Annotated in this window: 17 protein-coding genes; 9 read left to right on the top strand and 8 right to left on the bottom strand. The window is 53.9% G+C overall.

The window, feature by feature from the left end; translation table 11 throughout:
• Position 1 precedes the first annotated feature (1 nt).
• The gene (locus tag Pla22_RS09435) at positions 2 to 2782 is read right to left on the bottom strand and encodes a beta strand repeat-containing protein (protein WP_165440579.1); all 2781 of its coding nucleotides are present in this window, start codon (positions 2780 to 2782) and stop codon (positions 2 to 4) included.
• A gap of 226 nt (positions 2783 to 3008) precedes the next feature.
• Positions 3009 to 4316 carry a glutamate-1-semialdehyde 2,1-aminomutase gene (hemL, locus tag Pla22_RS09440; RefSeq protein ID WP_261343135.1) on the bottom strand — a complete coding sequence of 436 codons (1308 nt, stop codon included), beginning with the start codon at positions 4314 to 4316 and terminating at the stop codon, positions 3009 to 3011.
• 794 nt (positions 4317 to 5110) lie between these two features.
• On the opposite strand from hemL, the gene Pla22_RS09445 reads away from it, so the two are divergent.
• From Pla22_RS09445 to Pla22_RS09460, 4 genes are all read left to right on the top strand, one after another.
• On the top strand, positions 5111 to 5797 hold the full coding sequence (locus tag Pla22_RS09445) for a response regulator transcription factor (RefSeq protein ID WP_146514389.1): 687 nt from the start codon (positions 5111 to 5113) through the stop codon (positions 5795 to 5797).
• Positions 5794 to 7143, top strand: a complete 1350-nt coding sequence (locus Pla22_RS09450; RefSeq protein ID WP_146514390.1) for an ATP-binding protein — start codon at positions 5794 to 5796, stop codon at positions 7141 to 7143. The genes Pla22_RS09445 and Pla22_RS09450 overlap by 4 nt, the downstream gene beginning before the upstream one ends.
• A gap of 287 nt (positions 7144 to 7430) precedes the next feature.
• Entirely contained in the window at positions 7431 to 8804 is a 1374-nt protein-coding gene (locus Pla22_RS09455) for a Gfo/Idh/MocA family protein (RefSeq protein WP_146514391.1), read from the top strand.
• A 31-nt stretch (positions 8805 to 8835) separates the two neighbouring features.
• Positions 8836 to 10164: an outer membrane protein assembly factor BamB family protein gene (locus Pla22_RS09460; RefSeq protein WP_146514392.1), complete on the top strand. Its 1329-nt coding sequence runs from the start codon at positions 8836 to 8838 to the stop codon at positions 10162 to 10164.
• Here the strand turns inward: Pla22_RS09460 and Pla22_RS09465 are convergent.
• The gene (locus Pla22_RS09465; RefSeq protein ID WP_146514393.1) at positions 10161 to 10607 is read right to left on the bottom strand and encodes an RbsD/FucU family protein; all 447 of its coding nucleotides are present in this window, start codon (positions 10605 to 10607) and stop codon (positions 10161 to 10163) included. The genes Pla22_RS09460 and Pla22_RS09465 overlap by 4 nt on opposite strands.
• A gap of 125 nt (positions 10608 to 10732) precedes the next feature.
• Here Pla22_RS09465 and Pla22_RS09470 point away from each other — a divergent pair, with 125 nt between their 5' ends.
• Complete coding sequence (locus tag Pla22_RS09470; RefSeq protein WP_146514394.1) at positions 10733 to 12025, top strand: site-2 protease family protein; 1293 nt, start codon at positions 10733 to 10735, stop codon at positions 12023 to 12025.
• 421 nt (positions 12026 to 12446) lie between these two features.
• Here Pla22_RS09470 and Pla22_RS09475 read toward each other — a convergent pair whose 3' ends face one another.
• The 3 genes from Pla22_RS09475 to Pla22_RS09485 all read right to left on the bottom strand — a co-directional run bounded on the left by Pla22_RS09475 (position 12447) and on the right by Pla22_RS09485 (position 17679).
• On the bottom strand, positions 12447 to 14933 hold the full coding sequence (locus tag Pla22_RS09475) for a type II secretion system protein GspD (protein ID WP_165440580.1): 2487 nt from the start codon (positions 14931 to 14933) through the stop codon (positions 12447 to 12449).
• Positions 14934 to 15327: 394 nt separating this feature from the next.
• Complete coding sequence (gene cimA / locus Pla22_RS09480; RefSeq protein ID WP_146514396.1) at positions 15328 to 16917, bottom strand: citramalate synthase; 1590 nt, start codon at positions 16915 to 16917, stop codon at positions 15328 to 15330.
• Between the two features lie 315 nt (positions 16918 to 17232).
• On the bottom strand, positions 17233 to 17679 hold the full coding sequence (locus Pla22_RS09485) for an FKBP-type peptidyl-prolyl cis-trans isomerase (protein ID WP_146514397.1): 447 nt from the start codon (positions 17677 to 17679) through the stop codon (positions 17233 to 17235).
• Between the two features lie 293 nt (positions 17680 to 17972).
• On the opposite strand from Pla22_RS09485, the gene Pla22_RS09490 reads away from it, so the two are divergent.
• The gene (locus Pla22_RS09490; RefSeq protein ID WP_146514398.1) at positions 17973 to 18566 is read left to right on the top strand and encodes a hypothetical protein; all 594 of its coding nucleotides are present in this window, start codon (positions 17973 to 17975) and stop codon (positions 18564 to 18566) included.
• Between the two features lie 71 nt (positions 18567 to 18637).
• Here the strand turns inward: Pla22_RS09490 and odhB are convergent, their stop codons facing one another.
• Both odhB and Pla22_RS09500 read right to left on the bottom strand, forming a co-directional pair.
• Positions 18638 to 19972: a 2-oxoglutarate dehydrogenase complex dihydrolipoyllysine-residue succinyltransferase gene (gene odhB / locus Pla22_RS09495; RefSeq protein WP_146514399.1), complete on the bottom strand. Its 1335-nt coding sequence runs from the start codon at positions 19970 to 19972 to the stop codon at positions 18638 to 18640.
• A gap of 118 nt (positions 19973 to 20090) precedes the next feature.
• Positions 20091 to 20543 carry a hypothetical protein gene (locus Pla22_RS09500; RefSeq protein WP_146514400.1) on the bottom strand — a complete coding sequence of 151 codons (453 nt, stop codon included), beginning with the start codon at positions 20541 to 20543 and terminating at the stop codon, positions 20091 to 20093.
• Positions 20544 to 20942: 399 nt separating this feature from the next.
• Between Pla22_RS09500 and Pla22_RS09505 the strand changes: the two genes are divergently transcribed.
• The 3 genes from Pla22_RS09505 to Pla22_RS09515 all read left to right on the top strand — a co-directional run bounded on the left by Pla22_RS09505 (position 20943) and on the right by Pla22_RS09515 (position 23994).
• Positions 20943 to 21566 (top strand): hypothetical protein, encoded by a 624-nt coding sequence (locus Pla22_RS09505; RefSeq protein ID WP_207310321.1) that lies wholly within the window; start codon positions 20943 to 20945, stop codon positions 21564 to 21566.
• Between the two features lie 2 nt (positions 21567 to 21568).
• Positions 21569 to 23284 carry a DEAD/DEAH box helicase gene (locus Pla22_RS09510; RefSeq protein ID WP_242631902.1) on the top strand — a complete coding sequence of 572 codons (1716 nt, stop codon included), beginning with the start codon at positions 21569 to 21571 and terminating at the stop codon, positions 23282 to 23284.
• Between the two features lie 104 nt (positions 23285 to 23388).
• Positions 23389 to 23994 carry a hypothetical protein gene (locus Pla22_RS09515; RefSeq protein ID WP_146514401.1) on the top strand — a complete coding sequence of 202 codons (606 nt, stop codon included), beginning with the start codon at positions 23389 to 23391 and terminating at the stop codon, positions 23992 to 23994.
• Positions 23995 to 24002: the final 8 nt, after the last annotated feature.

Raw genomic sequence — 24002 nt, forward strand, 5'->3', positions numbered from 1 at the left:
GCTAAACCGATTGATCGAGCAAGTAACCCGAAAGAGACTTTCCCTGCGGAGAAGATCCGCCGGTGAATTGTCCTAGACTCGACGCTGCGTCAACTAAGATTGAAAGCGAGTTGGCGAGCGAGAAATTCGCTCCCGCGTGTTTTCCGCCCGATGCCAGTTCTAGCAACTCGGCCAAAGCAGTCTTGGTGGCTTCCTGAAGTTGACCGGACAACGGCGACTCGCTGGACGTTCCCGTTATTTCGCCGCCGGCCGCTACCGTGAACGAATCGAACTCTCCCGAGAATCCCGGCGCCAAGCGAATCGTGATCTCAATGCCGTCTTGCTCTAAGACGTAGCGCCCACGATCGGCCTGTATGCGTTGGCCGTCGTAGTCAAACGTCTGCTGGGATCCGCGTGCTGAATAGGTTTCGCTGCCGCTTGATCGCAAGCGTTTCTTGCTTCCAGAAGAGACCTCGATGTCATCGAAGTTGCCCACGAATGAGTCGGCAAACTGGACTCCGATCATTCCGTTGCCCGAGTCATAGTCAAACGAGTCGGTGCTGCTGGAAACGCTTTGGCCATTGATCGTAGCCCAGCCGTTTTGGCCACTCGCATTTCCGTTGCCGTCGCCTCCAAACAACTGAAAATCGTCTCGTTCTGATCGAATGGTAATGGGATCAATCGTGCCGACGAAATCAGCCTTCGTGCTGAACGCAAATTCGGCTCCCTCAATCGCCAGATCAAAATCTTTTCCGGCGGCCACCAAGGTTTCTCCGTTCACAATCGCCTCGGCATCGACACCGACGGATGTCCCATTGATATCGCCTCCGGTGACGTCGAAAGTTCCATTAGTTGAGGTCACCGTTATGGGATCGATGTTTCCGACAAAGCCGGCGTTCACGCTGAATGAATAAGAGCCTAACGCATCGGTGTAGGTGACATCGTTGCCCGTTCCGGTAATGTCATTTCCGTTGATGTTTAACTGGATGTCTTCGCCTTCGGCGTATCCGTTGCCGTCGCCTCCATTGACATTGAAGTTGCCAGATTGAACATCAACATCAATGAAGCCATCGGAGCCCTCAAGCGTGCTCTTAAGCGTGATCCGGTTGCCCGAAAGTGTAGCCGAGACACCGGTTTGGCTGGTCTTATCATTGATCGCGTTACGAACGGATGACAATCCTTGAAGCCCAGAGACGGAAATCGACTCGCTACCGAGATGGCCGGCAAGGGTAATCGTTGCGGCACCTTGCGAGAAACCAAGTGTGCCGTCGTACGTTAGTTGTGCGTGCGTAGCGGTCTGGGAAACATTGGCGTTCAGTGTGTTAGAAGACGCTGGTTCCGCGGAAAGCACTTGAAAGTTGCTGACTTGACTGGCGTTTAGTCCGGTGACGTCGATCTCCTGAGCGATGCTCTGGAGCGTGATACTTACCGATTCGGAAGAACCAACCACTTCGCTCTCGAACACAAGATCATTGCCAATGGTGTTCGCGACGATGCCTGTGCTGGACGAGACTTGGTTCACGCGATCTCGAACATCTTCGATGGATTCGCCTTCTACGATGCTGATATTCTGGCTACCGAGCGATCCACCGAGAGTGAACGTAGCCGTATCGGCTATCAGTCCGTCGATTGTGCCGTGGTAGACCTGTTGGGCCGACTGAGCGGCTTGAGTGACTTGGCCAGTGAGCGTGATTTCGGTGTCATCTGGAATAGACACAACTTGAAACGGATCGATTTGCGAAGTGTTGACACCGGTCACGGATACTTCGTTCTCCTGAACGATATTCGAAATGCTCACCGAGGCTGAGTCGCCAACGCTGGTTGAGCGAAATACCACGGTGTTGCCTTCGACATCGGCGGTTACTCCCGTGATGCCAGACGAGGACGCAACGCGGGCGGCTAAGTTTTCAAGCGACTCGCCTTCGCTGACAAACAGATCGGCGCTTCCAGCCGAACCCGTCACCGTGAATGACGCGTCTCCGGTGGCCTGTCCATGGGTATCACCCAGATAGGTCAGAGTTGCTGAGGTAGCAATGGAATCTCGCGATCCGGTGATTGTGATATTTTGACCGCCCGAGGTTCCAGACAAGTCAAGGTTGGCAACTTGAGAATCGTTCTGGCCTTTGATCTCGTTGGTGAAGTGTTGGAACAACGCACGGTTTGTTTGAGAAACAACATTGACTGACGATCCCGCTGTCCGGCTAGTAATTAGCAGTGAACCTCGGGATACACTGGCGCGCACACCAAGATTTCGTTCGTTGATTTTTGATGCGATCGCATCCACTGAGTCGCCGCTTCGAACTTGGAACGATCGTTGTGACGAACCCAGCCCAAATAACAATCGGCCGCCACCGGAGAGCAATCGGTCTGAGTTCTCAACAAGCACTCGCCCGGGTTTTGCTTGGTTGATTCGACCTCCCGCGAACGAAGTCGCCGCGCCGTCGGGTAGCGAAAGAACTTCCACGCCTTCGATCTGATGTGCGTTGACGCCCTGGACGATCGCCTGATCACCGCCGCCCGATTTCAACGGCGATCCGACCAAGTAGCTGATCTCGCCGAGCGAGTCGTCAATGAAACGCTGCAGATCGGACGATGCACCTGACGATGACGCGTCGAGAATTCGTTCCTTGATCTGCGACACCAAGCTTTCGATCCGAGCCAGCGATGGATCGGTAGTTTGAGTGACTTGGTTGCTAGCCGTGGCCGATGAACTGCGTATCGAAAGCTGGATGTTCTCTACAAGCAAGCGAGAATTACTCGCTGCAAAGCCATAGCCCGATGACGAAAGGATTTGAATCGGCACGCAAAAAGCTCTGGTTCGCCACGATGGCGTCGAAGCTTGATTGGAACGCTCCCCCCGCGTTCCAGCGTTGTCGGTTCTGTTGCCACGATCCAACACCGCTGAGTTTCAGTGCGCAACGTCACTGACAGCACTGAAACCTATGTCGATTTTTCGATACAGGCGCACCGATGCAACAAAGTTTGGCCTCAGTCAGCATCGGATTACAACGACTATGAGGGCTGCAGCGTTAAGCGAATGATGCCAGCACGCTCTTGGCCGCGTCGATCGTTTCGTCGATCATGGCCTCGGTGTGAGTGCGGCCAAAGAATAAAGCTTCGAATTGGCTGCAAGGCATGTAAACGCCCTTGCTGATCAGGCCCCAGAAGTATCTACCGAACGCTTCGCGATCCGATTGGTCTGCATCCGCCCACTCGTTGACTGGATCGGTATTGAAGAACAGCGTCATCATGCTACCTACGGCCTGCACCTGATAATCAATCCCCGCATCAAAGGCAGCTTGATCAAGTCCTTGGGCCAATCGAATTCCTAGATTCTCTAGGTACTCATAGGGCGGGTCGTTTCGTAAGATTTCCAGCGTCTTGCTACCCGCCGCTACGGCAACCGGGTTGCCGCTTAGTGTTCCCGCTTGAAACACTTTGCCCGCTGGTAAGACTTGGTCCATGATGTCGGCGCGGCCGCCATAAGCACCCAGTGGCATGCCGCCCCCGACAATTTTGCCAAGCGTTGTCATGTCGGGAGTGACTCCGAATCGCTCCTGTGCGCCTCCGAATGCCAGTCGGAAACCCGTCATGACTTCGTCGAAAATCAAGATTGAACCGTCGCGAGTGGTTTCATCGCGAAGCGTTTGCAGGAACTCTGGCGACCCGGCAACACACCCCATGTTGCCGACCACAGGCTCTAAAATGACGGCCGCTATTTCACCCGGGTGTTTCGCGAAGGCTGCTTTCACACCTGCGACGTCGTTGTATCGAAGCACGATTGTGTCTTTACCGGCACCTTTGGTCACGCCCGGTGAATCGGGCACTCCCAATGTCGCGGCGGCACTTCCGGCGGCAACAAGCAGGCTATCGACATGACCGTGATAGTTGCCTGAAAATTTAATGATCTTATCGCGGCCCGTTGCGCCTCGGGCAACACGGATAGCACTCATGGTTGCTTCGGTGCCGCTATTGACCAACCGAACTTTCTCTACGCTTGGCACCGCTTCAATGATTTGCTCGGCCAGTCGAGATTCGGCTTCGGTGGGGGCGCCATAACTGGTACCACGCTGTGCCGCTTTGGTGATCGCTTCGATGACCTCGGGATGTGCGTGACCCAGAATCATTGGTCCCCAAGATCCGATGTAGTCGATAAACCGCCGCCCATCGATGTCGAACAGGTAAGGACCTTCGGCCCGTTCGATAAACAAAGGTGTTCCGCCAACGGCGCCGAACGCTCGAGCAGGACTATTGACGCCACCTGGCATTAAGCGATGGGCGCGGGAAAATGCCTCGGCACTGCGAGGACCAACGTCATGGGAATTTGCAAGGGACAAGTGTCGAACTCTAGCGATGCGAGTGAAAGGAACGTCGAACGCCCCTAGTCTATCGGCTAACATCGCTTCGCCAAAGCACTCATCAAGTTGCACTCACCACGCCACACCGCCGAGTGAATCCAAATGCACCGGCAAACCTGTCCTATCGGGTAGGCCTCGGCTTGCATCCCCTTCGAAGGGGCGGAACTGATAGGGGAACAGGCCGTTCCGCTGAAATAGCAATCTTGCTAGCTGGCTTCGCCACTCAGCTTTTTCAAATAATCCGGAGCCGAGCCCACATAGCATTTGCAACTCTGGCAAACGCTCACTGCAATGGAAATGCTTGCCTTGCACCGTGGGCAAGGTCGCAACAAGTTCGCGTGGTTCATTCTTGGTGGTGGGGGCAGCGGTTCGAGGTCGCCCAAAATTCGCATGACGCCCGATTCCGAAAGCGGGTCCCGGTGCACTGTTTTGCTGGCGGCGTTCGGGTCGACCACCTCGACTTTGCTTCTGCAGCTCGGGCAAAGTACAGTCTTTCCAAAATGCTGCTCTCTGGCGAGAAATTTATGCCCTTGTTGGCACGAAATCGTAATCGTTTCCATCGTCATTCTTTCGTGTAATTGCCGTGCGTGTTGCCCTTAAAATTCAACCATGGCCTCGGATGAAGGTTCTGGTTCAAGCAAAACTTTTTGCTTTTGTGTTTCTCTAGTGATTCGCTGGCCGCATAGCATTCTTGGTTCCATTTGCAGCCTTTTCTCTTCGTCTCGTTCTGTAACGGGGATATTCGTCCGGCGGCCGTTGAGGATAATGAAGCAATGCAAAAAATCATGCTTGTCGAAGATGACGCTGAACTTGCGTCAATGGTGGCCGATTTTCTTCGTAGCGAGTCCTACGACGTTACGATCGAATACAACGGTGCAAAAGCAGTTCAGCGGATCCTTACCGAATCGTTTGACGCGATCATTTTGGACATTGGATTACCGGGAATGGATGGCATCCAAGTTTGCCGAACGGTACGTTCCGATTTTGAAGGTCCAATCCTCGTCTTAACCGCGCGAGGCGAAGAGGTGGACGAAGTGATCGCGCTCGAGGTTGGCGCGGATGACTACATGGCAAAGCCGGTGCGGCCAAAGGCGCTGTTGGCTCGCATTAAGTTGCATCTTCGTCGCGGCGAACCTCATGAAACAAGTGACGGCGCGGTCATCTCAATCGATGGAATCGAGATTGATCCGGCTAGCCGGGTCGTCAAAGTCGATGGCGTCGACGTGCACCTCACCACAGCCGAGTTCGATTTAATGTTTTACTTGGCTCAAGGAGCCGGCAAGGTAATCGGGCGAAGTGAGATTTATCAGGCGTTGTTAGGAATGCCGTACGACGGACTTGATCGTTCGATTGACTTACGAGTATCGCGACTACGCAAGAAAATTGGCGATGATCCGCATCAACCCGATCGAATCAAGTCAGTCCGTGGAGTGGGGTACATGTTGGCGCGACAAGCATGACGCGTTTGTTCTTGCGGTTCTATATCGGCGTCCTCATCATTTTGATCGCTGCATGGTTTATCCAAGCGTACGTTTACTCGCGCTCGAATGAAAAGGAGAACATTAAGACGATCGAAGAAGCGCTTGGCGGGGGCGCGCGACTAGCTCGGGACGAGTTGATGTCAGCACCACCGCACGAACGTGCTCAAGTTCTCATTGACATTCAACGACGTTTTGATTTTCCGATCACAATCCGGAAAAAAGGTTTTGTCGGTTTGCCACCCGATGGTCCCCAGCGACTGCAGGCTGAGAAAGCTGTTTTTTGGGCAAATGTGGTCATCGTTGACATGCCCGATACTGGTCAATGGATGGTATTTGGTCCGTTGCCAAAGTTTCCTGGCCCCAGTCAGCCTTGGGTTTCGATCGGTCTAGGAACAGTCTTGTTGCTTGCCGCCCTCGCGATTGCCATCTTGCTACGCCCGGTGGTGATCCAGCTTCGCAGCGTTGAACGCGCAGCCTCAGCCATTTCCGAGGGAGACTTCTCTGCCAGAATCGAGAGCGGTCGCTTTCGCCGTAGTTTGCCGATCGCTGGGGCGTTCAACTCGATGGCTGATCGAATGCAAAACTTGCTTCAGTCGCAACGTGATCTCCTGCAATCGGTATCGCATGAACTTCGCACGCCGCTAGCACGAATTCGTTTTGCAACCGAGTTGCTAGGGGAGGCCGAATCTGGTGACGATCGTAAGAGACGTTTGAACGCGATCGACGATGCAACGAAACAACTCGACGAACTGGTAGAAGAACTGCTGACGTTCATTCGTCTGGATTCTACAACCAACTCAAAGGGTGCCAACGAGTATGGCATGGACGATCGTCATGCGATCGAGCTAAGTGACTTGCTTGATGAATGGGTTGAAGTAAATCGTTCGCTTTATCCAGACATCTGTTTCGAGAACCAAGTCGAGCAGTCCGTTGGTGTCATGGGCAATCGACGGCTCTTGATTCGTGCACTTGGTAATGTCTTGCACAATGCCGGAAGGCATGCCAAGCAATGCGTGACGGTTACCGCTGAAATCACGCCCCCCTGCGATGCGGCCAACGAGACGTTGTCGAATCAGGTCAGGATCTTCGTCGACGATGATGGCGCAGGCGTCGCTGAGGCTGATCGGATACGAGTCTTCGAGCCTTTCGTTCGTCTGGACAATGCACGCGGTCAGGGCACCGGTTTAGGATTGGCTCTCGTCAAGCGAATCGTTCGCCGCTTCAATGGCGATATTGTTGTGACCGATAGCCCTAAGGGCGGAGCCCGATTGGTTGTCAACCTTCCCGCGGGCACGATTGACGATGGACCCGGAACAATCGACTAGCGGAATATGCAAGCTGATTCTGGCTCACGATCGCTGGGGGGAAATTGCGAACGGTGGCCCAGGCCGGTGCCCATGCACTGCAACATTCGCCCAGCCTCGCTTCGGTGGCTTTCCTTGCCTCGCTGCTTTGAATTTTGTCGCTTTCGGTGCTGGATGTGTCGTTGGACGAGGTCCCGGGGCTTAGCGTCTAGACAGAGATGTCTACTTGGGTGCTAACGATGGCTCGACCGAGTATCATTTTGGGGTAGTCTCTCACGCACCCCGCACTCATTGAGGTCGATTGTTCCATGGACCGCCGCAACTTTATTCGCAACTGCACCGCTGCCACCGTCACTGCGGCCGCCGTTCAAAGCCAAGTTCAAAACTACGCTTACGCCGCGCCGGGGAATAAACCACGACGCGTCGGATTGATTGGTTGCGGTTGGTACGGCAAGCTCGACCTGTTGGGATTGATGGCGGTCGAACCCATTGAAGTGGTGTCGCTCTGCGACGTAGACAACAATCTGCTTAGCGAAGCTGCTGACTTGGTCGAAGGTCGACAAGTTTCCAAGAAGCGGCCTCGCGTTTATAGCGACTACCGCGAATTGTTGGCCGAGAAGGATTTGGACATTGTCCTGATCGGCACACCTGATCACTGGCATGCACTTCCAATGATCGCCGCTGTCGAATCCGGGGCCGATGTTTATGTTCAAAAGCCCACGGGCGTGGACGTGCTCGAGAGCAAGGCCATGTTGGATGCAGCACGCCGCACCGGACGTATCGTGCAGGTGGGGACTCAACGTCGCAGCACGCCGCACTTGATGGAAGCAAAAGAGAAGATTGTCGATGCGGGCTTGCTGGGGGATATCGCGCACGCGGAAGCTTGCTGTTACTACCACATGCGGGCTAAAGCTCATCCACCGGCGATTCAGCCGCCTGACTACTTCGATTACGAAGCATGGACAGGACCGGCGCCGATGCGTCCTTACACCGAGTTGGTTCATCCACGTTCTTGGCGAGCCTTCATGGAGTATGGCAACGGGATCGTTGGCGATATGTGTGTGCACATGCTTGATATGATCCGCTGGCAACTCGGGCTGGGTTGGCCCAAGCGAATTAGCAGTTCGGGAGGCATTTTCGTGGATACCGAATCGCTCGCAAATATTACCGACACTCAAAACGCTCTTTACGAATTCGACGATTTGGATGTCGCTTGGACTCATCGCAGTTGGGGCGACGCACCGGATCCCGAGTTTCCCTGGGCAGGAGTCATCTACGGTACCAAGGGCACATTGAAGTTAAGTGTCGACAAGTATCGCTTCACACCGCGCGGGGGTGGCAAAGCAATCGAAGCAAATGCCGTGGTGGAACTTGACAAGTATCCATCGGACGAAGAGGACGTCAAAAAGTGGCGTGCTGAGTTGAAAGTTCAGTCTGCCATTCGGCAGCACATGCGAAACTTCTTAGCTGCGATCGATGATCGGTCACTTCCGATCGCCGACATTGAACAGGCTCACATCAGTAGTGCTTCGTGCTTCATGGCGAACATCGCGATGAAGATAGGTCGGACCATCGAATTTGATCCGAAGACTCACACCGCGGTTGGTGATGAGGAAGCGACCGCTTTGTTCAAGCGAGATTATCGCGCACCGTATGTGCATCCATCGGACGCAAATGCTTAGTTTCTATCAGTCCTTCATTGCAGTAGATCGCATGTCAGCTTGTACGCTAAACCGACTTCAATATCTCGTTTGTGTAGTGCTGGGGTTGGGCTGGTTTTCGTTTGCCCCGGCTGAAGATTGGCCGCAATGGCGTGGTGTGAATCGAGATGCTGCGATTACCGATACCAATATCACCGATCAGTTCTCCGATCAGATTTTGCCTCGGAGATGGAAGGTTGACATTGGGGCCGGGTATAGCGGTCCAACGGTGGCGGCCGGACGGGTGTATGTGACCGATCGAGGTTTACCCGACTCGGAAAACGAGATCGAGCGTGTGCTTTGCTTCGACGCCAAAGACGGTCAATTGATTTGGAAGCACCAGTACGATTCGGTCTATCAAATTGGATATCGTGCGGGCCCGCGTGCTGCCGTCACGGTGCACGAGGGCAAGGCAATATCCGTTGGCGCGATGGGACACCTCTTTTGTTTCGATGCGGCTACGGGTGATATTCTTTGGCAGCATGATTTGGCAAACGAATACGGAGTGCGGATGCCAATTTGGGGAATCGCTGGATCGCCGTTGGTGGTTAGCGGATTGGTCATCCAGATTGCGGCGGGTCAGAACGATCAATGCGTGATGGCTTTCGACTTGAACACCGGGGAACGCAAGTGGCACTCCATTGACGAGCGAGCCGGATATTCATCGCCGATCGTAATTGAGCAAGCAGGACAAAAAGTGGTGGTGTGTTACACCGGCGAGAGCGTATCAGGTTTGGATCCTGAAACAGGAAACGTACACTGGCGAGTCGACTATCCGCCTCGCAACATGCCCATTGGTGTTCCTACGCCCGCAGTCGAAGGCAACAAAATTTTCGTTTCGTCTTTCTACGATGGATCGCTGCTAATCGAGTTTGATTCAAAGTCACTTAGTGCCAAGCGACTTTGGCATCGAGTTGGTATCGACGAGAAGAATACCGATGCCCTGCACTGCATGATTAGCGGGCCGCTGATCAAAGGAGATTTCGTCTACGGGGTCGATAGCTATGGTGAACTCCGTTGCCTCGACCTGAAGACTGGCGATCGTGTTTGGGAATCTGACCAAGCGGTAAAGCGGTCACGTTGGGCAACCATTCACACCATTCAGCATGGCCACAATGAGATCATGCTGAACGACCAAGGGCATTTGATTCTGGCATCACTGACGCCTGAAGGTTACAAGGAATTTGACCGCGCCGCTCTGATCAAGCCGACGAAGTTGCAACTCAACCGCCGTGATGGCGTTGTGTGGTCGCATCCCGCAATCGCTGATGGTTTGGTTTACGCACGCAGCGATACGGAATTGGTTTGCGCGTCGATTCGCAAAGAAGACCATGCTCGCTAGTCCATCCGCACGCCGATGGTCAGCAAGATGTTGGCGTAGCGTTGTTGGTCAGCGGTTTGGATGGTGAGCACGTGATCATTGGTGCTGACCGCCTCGTAGAACTTCCATTTGTCGGTGGGTTGCAATTCCACATCAATTCCACTGGCCTTGATCGTTTTGCGATAGTCATCCCAAACCGGTGGATCACCGTCAAGCGCGTACGGCCCATCGGTTTCCGTTTCCATGGTTCGAATCTCTTCGACTGGAATGGCAGATAGCAGTGCTTCGAGCACTTGATCGCAGGTGGGCACACCAGGCATCAAATTGAGGCTAACCAGAGTCGACAGAGGGCCTCGCTTGGTGGCCGCAGGATAATTTCCATCAGCGATCAGGACGGTGCTGTGATGACCTGCTCCACCAAGAATAGCGTTGATTTGGGGATGAATGAGTTTGTGACGTAGCATGCGTTTGATCGGTTGGGGGCAAAGGAGACAAAAACGGTCAAAATACGAAATTCCGCACTGGTTCGACGATCGCTTTGGATCGGTTACCGTGTGCATTAACGATCCCATTTTGACGGAGAGGCGAATTGCCCGAAAGTCTACTATCTCGACGCCTCTCGCTGGGCACCTATGCGGGCATTCCGTTGTACGTGCATTGGTCATTCGCCCTTGCCGTCTTGTACGTGGGCCTAACCTCGTTGGATCTGGGGTGGGCGGGCGTTGGATTCTCGATCGCCCAACTCTTTGGTGTCTTTTTCTGCGTGACGTTGCACGAGTATGGCCATGCCATTGCCGCACGCCGTTTTGGCATCGGTACTGCGGATATCACGCTATTGCCAATTGGCGGCGTGGCCCGGCTAAAAAAGATGCCTAGGATTCCGTGGCAAGAGTTGGTTGTGGCCGTTGCAGGGCCGGCTGTCAACGTTGTCATCGCAATTGTCCTGGGCGTGTTTTTGGCACTGACGATTGATCCCGAAATCTTCAGTGCGATTGGCACCTACGTGAACGCCTTGTTCCTCGAAGGACCGATCACCGACGAAACTTTGATGATGATCATGGACCTGCTTTCTCAACCGTCATGGATTGGGTTCGGTCTGTTGTTGCTGTTTGTGAATGTGATGTTAGTCGTTTTCAATATGATCCCGGCGTTTCCGATGGATGGAGGTCGCGTGTTTCGGTCCATCATGGCGATGTTCATGGACTACCGCCGAGCGACCTTCATTGCCTCGCGAGTCGGATTGGTTTGTGCCGCCATCATGGCAATGCTAGCGCTACGCAGCAGTCCACCTAGCTTGTTTCCATTGTTCATTGCCGCGTTCATCGCCTACGCCGGCATGGCCGAAGCCCGCCAAGTGAACGTGATGGAGACCGTAAGAGGATTGACGGTCGGTGAAGTCATGATCGAAAACACCCCATGGGTGTCCATGAACATGCCCGTTGTCGATGTCATCAAGACAATGCGATCAAGCAGCCTAACGTCGGTGCCAGTGATTTCAATCGCCGGGACAGTGGTGGGAATGCTGTCGATTTCAGATCTACAGCGATACATGCGACAAGGAGTCGACCCGGGGGCCACAGCGGGTGAATTAGTTGATCATGGAAAGTCAGCCTTCCCGATCTTGCAATCAGCACTGCTTGATGAAGTTCTTGGAACGCTCGATAAGCACCATCGTCAAGTTCCAGTGATCAATCAAACTTATCAACTCGTTGGCATCCTCGATTTGGATTCGATGATGATGCGAGCCGAGCTTATCCGCGCTGCATCGACGGCTTTGGGTGAAAATGGATTTGGCCAAATCTGGAATGGCTACTCAAGCGATCACGATTCGACGGATTCCAATCCTTATCGTCCACCAAGCCAGTTTGACGCGACCACCTAAGTTTTCGCCGCTTGGGGTGGTCCACTAGGTTGGATTACCAATGGCAATGTTCGGCATCCTTTTCGGATTGCCACTCACTATTGGGCAAATGTGAGCCCAGGTAACGACAATGGGTATGAAGTTTTGAAGTGAGGTTAGTGTGTAGATTCGGGACTACGCACGATCCGTTCTTGAAGTCCTTGATGCAAGTAAGTGATGGGTGGCGTCCCGGAATCGTATCGCACCTTCCTAGAAAGATGCTTCTAACGAGCGGAGTTCCATCCCATCGTGACTGCGACAAAGCTCATGTCACGCCCCTCTCCCCCGAGGTTTGGTTTAGCGAAGTAAACCGCGGAGGAGAACGGCGAAGTGAGCACGCCTTTCGAAACAAGTTCCGTCCCGTAAGAACTCATTTCGAGTGCGTTTTCGGTTTGGCGGTCCGTTAAGGGATTCGCCGGTTGACTTGGTTTACATCCAGGTGCCGCTCGCTACCCACTTGGTCAGGCATGCGAGGTTCCCAAGGTCGGCATGTTCGTTGCAATAAGCCCTCAAAGAGTGGCTGTGTTGCTCGTTCGACATTGATTGCTTCACGATCGCAATAGCACGTTGGTTCAATGATGTGGCAGGTCAGCGCGACGATGATTTCAGTACGGTTGCGTTCGGTTTCTCTTCTTTGAAACAGCTTGCCGATGTACTTCACATCGCCGAGCCAGGGCAACTTGCGAATGATGGTGCTGTCCTTTTCTTGGATCAGTCCCCCGATTACCACGCCTTGATGGTCGTCGAGTAGCACGGAAGTTTCTACTTCGCGAGTAACCTCTTCGGGCAGCAGTGTATCTGGATTAATTTTTCCATCGCTAACTTCGGGTTTTACCTGCATCAAAATTCGATTGTCGCGGCTAATGGTCGGGGTCACGCTAAGCACGACACCGGTTTCCAAGAACTGGACGTCCTGGATGGTGGCGGTTTGGGTCACGGTCGCAACGGTGAAGCCGAGTTGTTGGCCGACCTGGATTTTCGCGACTTGGCCATTGATGACTTGCACGCGTGGATTGGCCAACGTTTTTGAATCGGTTGTGGTCTCGATGAAGTCAAGCAAGGCCGAAACTTTGCTGCCGTCCACTTGAGCAAAGAAGAGCGGATTGTTCTTGCTTGCGATTGGATCGGCGAGTCCAAATGAGCCAACCTTCAAGTCGCCACCTAGAACCGAATCAAAGTTGAGCCCGTGCATCATGTCGTCTTTCAACTCCACTTCTAAGATGCTGGCTTCAATCATCACTTGGCGAGGAGCCTGATCGGCTTGGAAAACGTACTGTTCGACTTGGCTCAGCACGGCCGGGATGTCCACGACGACCAACGATTCTCGGGTTTGGCGATTGTCTTGGTCGCTAATCTTATTGACGTATGCATTTCCGACTGGCGAAAGCAGTCCTTGAACCACCTGTTCAAGGGCCTCGGCACGTGCGAAGTCGAGTGGGAATACTTGCAGTTGTCGAGCGTCGGCGGGCAAGTTGGTGTCCGGGTAAACGTAGATCAAATCACCATCCCGTTGAACGTTCAGGTTGCACATCTTGACGATGCCGTCGAGCGTTTGTTCCGGTGAAAGACCTTCGACATTGGCGGTGACGGTACCGTTGACTTCTGGGGAAACCAGAATGTTCATCTGGTAACCGCGAGCGAGCATCTCAAGTACTCCTCGCACATCCGCCTTGTCGACGTTCAGTGTGACTTTCTGAGTAGTTGCAACGGTAGCAGCGCCAAGGATTGGCCAGCGAGCCGCAATGTGCTCTTCCTCTTCGCCAACGCTTGGTTCCGAATCGGCATCAGAATCGTCTTCGACCTTGTTTGTAGGTGCTCCCAGCGTTCTCACTTCATTCGCCGTTTCGGCCACCATCTCGATTGAAGATTCGTTTGTCGCCGTAGGCTTGGCAACTGAGACGGTTGCTTCGGGGACCATAACGGGTTTTGCTGCGACTCGTATGATCTTGGCGTCGGCCGACGGCACCGGATCGGACACGGTTTCGTTGGACGCACGATCGCGATCCATGTTTGAGTCAACGAAGCTAGTCGCTGCGTTGGTGCCCGGTACGACTGGTTGAGCTGGTGTCGTTGAATTTACTTCATTCGCACTGTCAGCGGTTCGACGGAGCTGAGATGTCGCTTCGGATGACTCCGCTGCAACTGCAGGCCGCTGTGGTGAATCGTCGTGTTCGGTTGGGATTGGAGCAACGTTTACCGGCCCCATCAACTCTTGGAAGCTGTGAACGACTTGTTGCACAAACTGAGGAAAGGCTTGGGAGTCGTTTGCCGGATCTGCATCTCGATTGACGGTGGCGTTCGATGCAAGCTGCGAGGTCGACGAGGCAATCGCTTCGGACGCCTTTGGTTCAGACTTCGCGATTGTGGTTTTTGACTTACTTGATTGGGATTCACTCGATTTGGCAACCGCAGTTGCGGCAACAGTCGATTGTGAGATGTCGGTAGCTTCGGTTTCGCGTCGAGACGAACGTTGCTTGGACAACGCAAGCTCTTTGGCTTCGGTGGCTGCCTTCTCTTTGGCGGCAGCTAGCTTTGACTGTTCCGCATGCGATTGAGCGATCATGGCCTCGAAAACAGGCCGCAATCTGCTTTCTCGTTCGATTCGTTCGAAAGCCACAATGCCTGAATGAGTGATCGCGGAATCGTTCTCGATTTGCTGCCACTGCTGCGAAATCGGGGCGAAGTTATATGGCTCGGCACCCGTCGCATTGAGTTCAAGAATCAAAGTACCAACAATCCAAGCGACCAAAATCCAGATGACAGCAGGGGCGTGATGAGTCAGCAAGTTGCCAAAGCTATTCGACGCAGAAACTTCTTGCTCCATCGCGACGGCCTGATCGACAGCGGTAACGCCGTCGTTGATGGCCGATTGGTTAGGAATCTTCTTCATGCAGACGCTCTGGTTCAACATGGCGAAGCCGAAGCTTGCCGCTAAGAATCATTGATACCCCGAGAATCGGCCTATATGGTCGGTCGGGATAAGGCGGAAGCATGGAACAGACCGAAGGTAGCGGCTGCACCGGACCCATCTTCGGAACGATCGGTTCAAGCGTTAACTCCGACAACGCAACCGCAATCGTTACAGGTTGCCAAACCGCACGACCCCCATGGCTAGTGCAGTTGGCAAATGCCCGTGATTGGGGGCTGTTGGGTGTATCCCAGGCGGCTGTGATACAAGTGAACGGAGCACGGCCGGTTGGAGCGCGCCTGGTTGGAGCGCGCCTGGTTGGGTCGCCGTCGGTTGGTAAGACTAGCGACCTTTCGTTAACCACACTCGCGTGCGGCTACGCGTTTTTTTGATCTTCTTTATGCAGTTTGTACTCAACGGCGTCGTTGAGAGCCTGCCAACTGGCTTCGATGATGTTTTCACTCACACCGATCGTTCCCCAAGTTTCGTCCTTGTCACCGCTTTCGATGTTCACGCGAATTGAGGCGGCCGTCCCTGCTCCGCTATCAACCACACGGACCTTGTAGTCAATCAGTCGCATTTCGTTGAGGCATGGATACGTGTCGACCAGTGCCTTTCGCAGTGCCGCATCAAGTGCATCGACGGGGCCATGGCCTTCGGCAGCATCGAACCAAAGCGTTTCGCCTACGACAAGTTTGATGACGGCTTCAGCGAACACCGTGCTATTGGCGCGATCACGATCGCCCGCAACGATTCGGTACTTAATCGCATTGAAGTGCGGCGTATAGGTTTCTGAGAGTCGCCGGATCAGCAAGTTAAAGGAAGCGTTCGCATTCTCGTACTGATAGCCCTGGTTTTCGCGTTTCACCACCTCGGCCAGGATTCGATTCATTAGTTCTTTGTCGTCAGCGATGTTGTGCTGTGACGCGACCGCTTCAATGTTACTGCGACCGGACAATTCACTGACCAAGATCCGTCGTTCGTTGCCAACGACAGCCGGATCGATGTGCTCGTATGTGCTGGCGGCCTTATTGATGGCGTGTACGTGCATCCCGCCCTTGTGTGCAAACGCGCTCTGTCCGACAAACGGTTGGCCACCCCTCAATTGCAAGTTCGCGGTTTCATAAACGAAGCGACTCAACTCGGTAAGTGACGTTAGAGGACGACCGTCCAGGACGGTGTAGCCGGTCTTCTTGATCGCAAGGTTTGCCATCACTGATATCAAGTCCGCATTTCCGCAACGCTCGCCGATGCCGTTGATGGTGCCTTGAACCTGGGTTGCACCGGCGTCCACGGCGGCAAGCGAGTTCGCGACGGCAAGCTCGCCATCGTTGTGAGTGTGAATGCCGATTTGCACTCCGTAAGCCGACAACCAATTGACTGCTTTGGCGGTGATGTCGGCAACTTCTTCCGGGAGGGTTCCTCCGTTTGTGTCGCAGAATACTAACCACTTCGCACCCGCGGATGCGGCGGCCTTGAGCGTGTCGATGGCATAGTCGGGGTTGGCCTTGAAACCATCAAAGAAATGCTCGGCGTCGTAGATGACGTCAGCGCTTTGAGCCAAGAACTCGGTGCTTTCGCCGATCATGGCAAGGTTTTCATCAAGCGATACTCGCAGCACTTCGGTTGCGTGGTAGTCCCAGGTCTTGCCAACCAAAGTGATACAGGGAGTCTGGGCGGCGACGAGGGCTTGCATGCCGGGATCATCGGCGGCCTTCATCGAACGACGTCGTGTCATGCCAAAGGCGCAAATCTTTGAACCGCCCAGGTCGTCTTTTCGGATCTGCTCGAAGAACGCAACGTCCTTTTCGTTCGAAAGCGGGTAGCCGCCCTCGATGAAGTCGATGCCGGTTTCTGCCAACCGCCGAGCGATGCTTAGCTTGTCTTGCAACGAAAAGCTTACGCCTTCGCCCTGGGAGCCGTCTCGGAGAGTGGTGTCGTAGATTTGGATTGCTTTAGCAGACATGTAATTGCCTAGACTCTCAAACGAATTGCTTAGTCGTGATACGAAAAAACCCCCGAACCCTTGAAGGACTCGGGGGCAAATGTTGGGGGCTCTGCGTTTTGGTGCGCTGAAATGCTGGCGGAGAAATCGATCTACGATTCTCGACCAGCCCCATCCATCGTTCCCCGCGTCATGGCTGGCTGTTGCCAATGACGCGGTCGATAATCGACTCGATCGACGAGGAAAGGTTGCGCTGACGCATAATGCGGGTTCCTAAATGGAATGGGGACGCCCTGAGAATAGGTTGGATTTCACAAATGTCAATCCGTGCCCTGATCAGTGAATCTTGTGCAATTCGACTTTAAAGTGCAGCGTCGCATTGGGCGGGATCGACCCGCTGCCGCTAGCGCCGTATCCCAGTTCTGATGGGATTTCCAGCTCAATCATGCCGCCTTCGCCGATCAATTGCAGGCCCTCGGTCCAGCCGGCAACCACGTTTCCAAGTCGAAATTTCGCAGTTTTGCGACTGTTGTACGAACTGTCGAAGATCGTGCCATTGTCCAGCCAGCCCGAATAGTCGACTTCGACTTCGTCCTGAGGCGTCGGTCTGGGGCCGTCCGACTTTCGCAAGATGCGGTACTTTAGCCCGGATTCGGTAGTTGTGAACTCTTCCGGTGCATCAAGGTCGATCGCCATCGGTCCTCGTGGGGCACTGCAACCCAAGGTGATCGACATCAACGCGATAGCGAAGTAACACAGGAATGACAGAGAATGTTTTTTCATCAGGCGGATCTTTGACAAAGGCAAACGGAAACGTAGCTGTGCTACGAGCCAAAATAACAATTCGTTCACCCAAGTCGGTGATCAAAAGGTAGTAGTGAGGTGACATTGCGTTAGAAGCAACATCACCGAGCGTCTAAGGGCATATCAGAGTATCTATTTCGTTGTACGCTGCTGGCGTTGAAGCGTCGTTGTGCGAAATAATAAAGCCGTTGGCACCAGGACTCGGAAAACTCTGCAAGACTCTGCTCACCAACACGCTTTGACCTTAGATACACCAAGCTTGCCGCGACGTCATGTACCTAGTCTTTGAATACCTGTTTTACCTTGGCCTTGCGTTGACCGGCATCGGAGTGCTTTGGACGCTCGTCCGAGTGTTTCAAGGGCAGCTTTCGCGGGTCTCCGTTCCGATACTGGTGCTGTGTCTGGGGTTAGTCGCGATCGCCACCCCGGCGCTCTACACTCGATTTGCCGATGTTGACTTGGGGCCTCGCATCGTTCTTGTTCAAGGCGAAAAGCATATCACGCTAACGGGCTGGGATCGCACGCGCTACGATGTGCTTCGCCAACATCCCGAGACAATTGTCTTGCAGATGGGGAATCCCGATGTCACCGATGCGACTCTCGAGTACCTTGCGCCGATGGCAAATCTCCGTGAGCTGGATTTGAATGACACCAAGGTTACCGATGCGGGCGTCGCGAAACTGTCAACGCTTACTGGCTTGCAAGTTCTTAGATTGCGGGCAACGTCCATTAGTGACGCGGCCCTTGATGATCACCTGAGTAAACTACCTCAGCTCAATCGCCTCGACGTTCGCGAAACCTTCGTCACCAAAGACGCAGTCGACCGTTGGAAGGCCGCTGGCGAAGGTCGCCGAGCGTTTCAATGAGTTGCGGCTAGGGTTTGGCAGCTACCAAGGCAGTCGCTCAAAGACAATTTCGAAACTTACAGCTTCGTGACTTACAGTTCCAAGAACAATCGCGCTGGTTCTTCGATCACATCCTTAATCGTCTTTAAGAAGCCGACCGCTTCTCGGCCATCGACGATGCGGTGATCGTACGTCAACGCGACGTACATCATCGGGCGAATCACGACTTCACCCTTCACGGCGACCGGTCGCTCTTGGATCGAGTGCAGGCCAAGGATCCCGCTTTGAGGTGGGTTGACGATCGGCGTCGACAACAGCGACCCGTAGATGCCTCCGTTGCTGATCGTAAAGGTTCCGCCCATCAAATCTTCTGGTTGCAAACGGTTTTCACCGGCTTGCTTTGCGTATTCGCCGATAGCACGCTCGATCTGCGAAAAGTTCATGCGTTCAACGTTTCGAAGGATGGGAACAACAAGCCCCTTTCCGCCGCCAATGGCAATGCCGATGTCTTGGTAGTGGTGATAGATCTGGTTGCCATCACGAATCTCTGCGTTGACGGCCGGGAACTTGCGCAGTGCCTCAACGGCTGCTTTCGCGAAGAAGGACATGAAGCCCAGTTTGACGCCGTGTTTTTCCGCGAAGCGATCTTTGTATTGGTTTCGCATGGTCATCACAGGCTGCATGTCGATTTCGTTGAACGTCGTCAACAAGGCTGCGGTGTGCTGAGCTTCCACTAGTCTTGCTGCGATGGTCCGTCGCAACATGCTGAGTGGTTTGACTTCTTCCGAACGGTGCGGCGGCGTTTCGGTCATCAACGAACCGAGATTGGCCGAGCTCGATCGAGGTGCCGACATGGTCGTTGCTGGTGCGGGGGCCGCTGGTGCAGGTGGCGCTGCTTGAGGGCGATTGCGAATGAACGCGACTACGTCTTCCTTAAGCAAGCGTCCGCCGGGGCCAGTTGCGGGAACTTCGCTAACTGATAATCCATGCTCATCAAGCAAACGCTTGGCGGCTGGCATCACGAACCCATTGCCCTGGTTCCCAGAGCTAGGACCGCCGGAAAATGATGGCGATGCTGCGCTGGCGCTCGTGGTCGGTGGAGCTGCGGCTGCTGGACTTGGGGCAGACGCCGATGCCGACGAACCGGCGGATGAATCTGAATTGCCGCCCGCTGGGGCCTTACCACCGGTTTTAATACTGGCGATCACCTCGCCCACCGTCGCAAATTCCTCGTTTTGCTTCAGGATTCCCGTTAAGGTTCCCGCCGAGGGGGCAGGGATCTGGACCGAGGCTTTCTCGGTTTCGATCTCAACCAAGTCTTCACCCGCCTCTACCCAGTCACCTTCGGACTTGAGCCATTGGCCGATTTGAACTTCAGAAATGGATTCGCCAACGGTGGGCACTTCTACTTGGATCGTTTCGCTCACGAGAACCATCTGAGAGAAAGAGGACTGAAAAACAATATGCAGTCCTTACGATACCAATGTCCGTGCCGAGTGTCATGAACACTTCGAGGCCGCGGCGTAGAAAAGATCGCGGCTTTCTCTAAGACTTCGTCGCGTCGGTCGTGCCAAGTTGGGCAAGCACTTGAAGAACGCCGTTTAAATGGGCCAAGCGAGGGCCAAAACGATCAACGAATTCGTTCAGCATGTAGTCACCTTCGATAAGATGCTCTTCGCTGTCCTGGATTTCCTCGGTCAAAGATCCCAGGAATTCCGTTTGCACGCGGCTAAGTGTTTCAGCGGCTCGTCGGCACGATTGAGCAAGCTCGGGATTCGCGTTCTTCCATTGCTCCAACTCATGAGCACGTTGTTGGTTGGCCGCGGTGCTTTGCTGGACCAGCGATTCGAGCAATTTGTTTTGCTGATGCTGTCCGGCGACGATTTGACGCAGCAACTCGATCGTCAGACGCTCGTTGGACGCCGGTGGAGTTGTTTCGGTCTCAGGTGAAACATCGATGCGAAACATGGGCGAAACGGGCTCGTGATCGTACGACATATCAGGACAAACTTGGGCCAGAGTAAATACAAGAGTAAATAGCGGTCCGCGGCGAAAGCCCGGGAAACCGCTGCTGGGTCAGACGCGAGTATAACCAACGAAAAAAGCGATTGTCGAGCAATCAGCTTGGCAAATTGGTTTTTGTCCTCGACGGTAGGAAACTTCGGAATAAACCGCAGTTTTTAACTTGCTCTTTGGTACTTCGTAGGCTTCACGTTACGACCGTTAAAGTCCGCATAACTGATCGGCCGAAGACGAACGTATCGGGTTGTCGCCATCAGAAAATTTCGGCGTGTGTTTCATGCACGTGGGATCAACCGATGGGCAATTTGTTTCATCGACATTGCAAATTGACAGCAACTCGAACCGCTTCCACCGCTCGCCTTCTTTAGGATCCGCATGGCCGCAAGTGATGCCACAATTGCCTACCTTACCGTCATCGAAGACGAACGCACCGGCTGGACCGGCGGGTTGCTTATCCTCAACAGCGGCGGTCGGCCTCTTGAGTTTCAGTGCACGTTACCAGTTCGTCCGACCCGAGCGCACGAGATCCTCTTCGGGCCAACTCTTCGTGATCACCTCATCGGTGACGTGATCGGACCGCTTTTGATCAAGAAAAGCAGAACGCCGATCTCGATGCTTTGTTGCGACCTGCCCGAGGCGCTTGCGATTGGTCAAACGACTCAATTCCCCATTGCGTTAGTTGTTGCTGCCGCAGAGCCGACTGAAGGTCCCATCGATGACGATACGTTGATTGGATCGGACATTGTCATGCTTGCTGATTCGGAACTTCGAGTTCCGATGGAGCAGGTCGAAGCCGCGCGTGCGATTGCCCTTAAGATGGTTGACTTGCCCGATGCCGTCGAGCCTTTCGAACGCATCCGCGAAGCGATTAAGGAAGCTCAGGCTCAAATCAGCCGAGCTCGCGAAGCTGCTGCCAATGCTCGCGATGGCGGACAAGTCAAAGATGCCATCGCTGTTTCCCCAAGTTTCGATAGTGCCTCTCGCACCAAGGCAGCTTAACGATGTCAGTGAATCGCTCGATGCTGAGCGCGGATATCGATCATGCCAACAGTTGGGTTGCGGCTGATCTTGTTCCCCGTGGTACCCACGAAATAACGCTCGATCGGATTGAACCGGTATCGCTTCCGATCAAGGTGGCACCGATTCAGGCGCGCGCAAACGGCTTTTTGTTTCCTGAAGCGAACCAGTGGCAGCCACCGGCAGCGCCGATTCAAACCGCTGAAGAGAAGCGGCAGATCAAGAAGCGATACAAAAAGCTTGCTCGGCATCGCGTTAAGCCACCACACGATGTCGTGAAGTTACAAGATCGCTTGTACTATTTGCTTCAACCGCCGTTGGATCTTTTGATCGGTAGCGGTCAGTTGAATTTTCCGTTCGAACCGTTCGCCTACCAACTCGATGGCATCGCGTTCCTGTTCCCTCGCTACGCTGCGGTCTTGGCCGACGAGATGGGCTTGGGCAAAACGATGCAAGCGATTAGCACAATTCGCTTACTGTTGTGCAGTGGTGAAGCTCGCAGCATTCTGCTGATTTGTCCGAAGCCACTGGTCAGCAATTGGCTGAGAGAGTTCAGTGTTTGGGCGCCGGAAATTCCGGTCATGGCAATCGAAGGCAACCAAGCCAAACGTGAACTGGCTTGGCGAAGTCCCGAGGTTCCGGTCAAAGTTGCGAACTACGAATTGCTAATGCGAGACAAAGAGGTGGTGCTCGAAAGCGGGCTTCACTTCGATCTTGTCGCGCTCGACGAAGCGCAGCGAATCAAGAATCGCAATAGCACCACATCAGAGATCGTTCGCGCGATCCCGCGAACGCGATCATGGGCGTTGACCGGAACGCCGGTCGAGAACTCGCCGGATGATTTGGTCGGTATCTTTGACTACTTGTCGCCCGGGTATTTGAAAACGGGAATGCCAATGCCTGACATGGCCAAACGGGCACGCGACTATATCCTTCGTCGCACCAAAGACATGGTGATGGATGACATGCCACCTAAGCTGTATCGCGATGCTGAGCTGGACCTCACTCCCGAACAATGGGCGACCTACGAGTCTGCCGAAAATGAGGGGGTCATTCGGCTGGAAGAACTAGAGCAAGATCTGACGATACAACACGTTTTTGAACTGGTGCTGCGTTTGAAACAGATCTGCAACTTTGATCCTTTGACCAGCAGCAGTAGCAAGCTCGAGCGGCTTGTTGCTGACATGGAAGAGGTCGCCGCGTCCGGTAAGAAGGCGATCGTGTTTAGCCAGTGGGTCAATTCGGTTGAGAAAATGCGTCCAGCGTTAGAGCCCTTCGGCCCGCTGGAGTATCACGGCAAGGTGCCGCACAAAAAGCGTGAAGGGGTCATCGACCAGTTCAAGAATGATCCTAATAGCAGTGTGATCTTGATGAGCTACGGTGCCGGCAGTGTGGGCTTGAATCTGCAGTTTTGCGAGTACGTGTTCTTGTTTGACCGATGGTGGAACCCGGCTATCGAAGACCAAGCGATCAACCGCGCGCATCGAATCGGTGCGAAGGGTGCGGTCACGGTCACTCGAATGATGGCGATGAATACCATCGAGCAACGAATCGCTGCGGTGCTAGATCAGAAACGCGAAATGTTCAACACCCTATTCTCGGACCAGGGTGGCACACCGGCTCACGGCGGCGGTTTGTCCCGTGATGAGATCTTCGGGCTCTTCGACTTGCGAGCACCATCGGGAAAGAAAGTAGCTTAGCTTTTTTGCACCACCGGCTTTCGACATAAGCTCTAATAGGCGGCAACCAAGCGTACCTCGTGGGGTAGTGCTTCGTTGCTCCTTTTGCCAAGCGAAAAAATCTTATGTCGTCTAATCCATCGCCTTACGCACCGACGAATCAATCACACGCATTGCCTCCGTTTCCGCAACTGGAAGAAGGGCGGCCGGTGGGGGTCACCGTTTTTGCGATACTGTCGCTTGTGTTCGGTGGCCTGGGCTTGTTAAGTCTTTTGTTTTCGGCCGGCATGTACGCAACGGGCGTCACCTTAGGCCAGCCTAACGCTGCTTTGGACCTTTTCCAGACCAACATGGTCTACAAGGTGTTTACGATTGTCGCGATGGTCTTGGGGATCTTCTTTAGCATCGTTCAGGTCGTTGCGGGTATCGGTTTGCTCAAGATGTCTGAACTCGCTCGCAAGTGGACCCTGATCTACGCTGTGTATTCAATCATCGCCGCGGTTATCGCTAGCCTGATGAACCTGTTGTATCTCTTTCCCGCTATGAAAGAGCAAATGGCGACCCAAGTAGCCAATACGCCCGCCGGAGCTAGGGAATTTATGGAATTGAGTATGTACGCGGGAATGGTGGGCGGAATGATTTTTGCGCTCGCTTTGCCCACGGCCATCCTGTGGTACTTCAATCGTGCCACAATCAAGGCCAAGTTCGCTGCCGCGAATGCCGTCAGTTAAACCTGCAA

This window comes from Rubripirellula amarantea (assembly GCF_007859865.1).
GTDB classification, from domain to species: Bacteria; Planctomycetota; Planctomycetia; order Pirellulales; family Pirellulaceae; genus Rubripirellula; species Rubripirellula amarantea.

Coding starts and splice junctions, on each gene's coding strand:
- Pla22_RS09445 (WP_146514389.1), top strand. CDS start 5,111: ATGCAAAAAATCATGCTTGTCGAAGATGACGCTGAACTTGCGTCAATG.
- Pla22_RS09450 (WP_146514390.1), top strand. CDS start 5,794: ATGACGCGTTTGTTCTTGCGGTTCTATATCGGCGTCCTCATCATTTTG.
- Pla22_RS09455 (WP_146514391.1), top strand. CDS start 7,431: ATGGACCGCCGCAACTTTATTCGCAACTGCACCGCTGCCACCGTCACT.
- Pla22_RS09460 (WP_146514392.1), top strand. CDS start 8,836: ATGTCAGCTTGTACGCTAAACCGACTTCAATATCTCGTTTGTGTAGTG.
- Pla22_RS09465 (WP_146514393.1), bottom strand. CDS start 10,607: ATGCTACGTCACAAACTCATTCATCCCCAAATCAACGCTATTCTTGGT.
- Pla22_RS09475 (WP_165440580.1), bottom strand. CDS start 14,933: ATGAAGAAGATTCCTAACCAATCGGCCATCAACGACGGCGTTACCGCT.
- cimA (WP_146514396.1), bottom strand. CDS start 16,917: ATGTCTGCTAAAGCAATCCAAATCTACGACACCACTCTCCGAGACGGC.
- Pla22_RS09485 (WP_146514397.1), bottom strand. CDS start 17,679: ATGAAAAAACATTCTCTGTCATTCCTGTGTTACTTCGCTATCGCGTTG.
- Pla22_RS09490 (WP_146514398.1), top strand. CDS start 17,973: ATGTACCTAGTCTTTGAATACCTGTTTTACCTTGGCCTTGCGTTGACC.
- Pla22_RS09500 (WP_146514400.1), bottom strand. CDS start 20,543: ATGTCGTACGATCACGAGCCCGTTTCGCCCATGTTTCGCATCGATGTT.
- Pla22_RS09505 (WP_207310321.1), top strand. CDS start 20,943: ATGGCCGCAAGTGATGCCACAATTGCCTACCTTACCGTCATCGAAGAC.
- Pla22_RS09510 (WP_242631902.1), top strand. CDS start 21,569: ATGTCAGTGAATCGCTCGATGCTGAGCGCGGATATCGATCATGCCAAC.
- Pla22_RS09515 (WP_146514401.1), top strand. CDS start 23,389: ATGTCGTCTAATCCATCGCCTTACGCACCGACGAATCAATCACACGCA.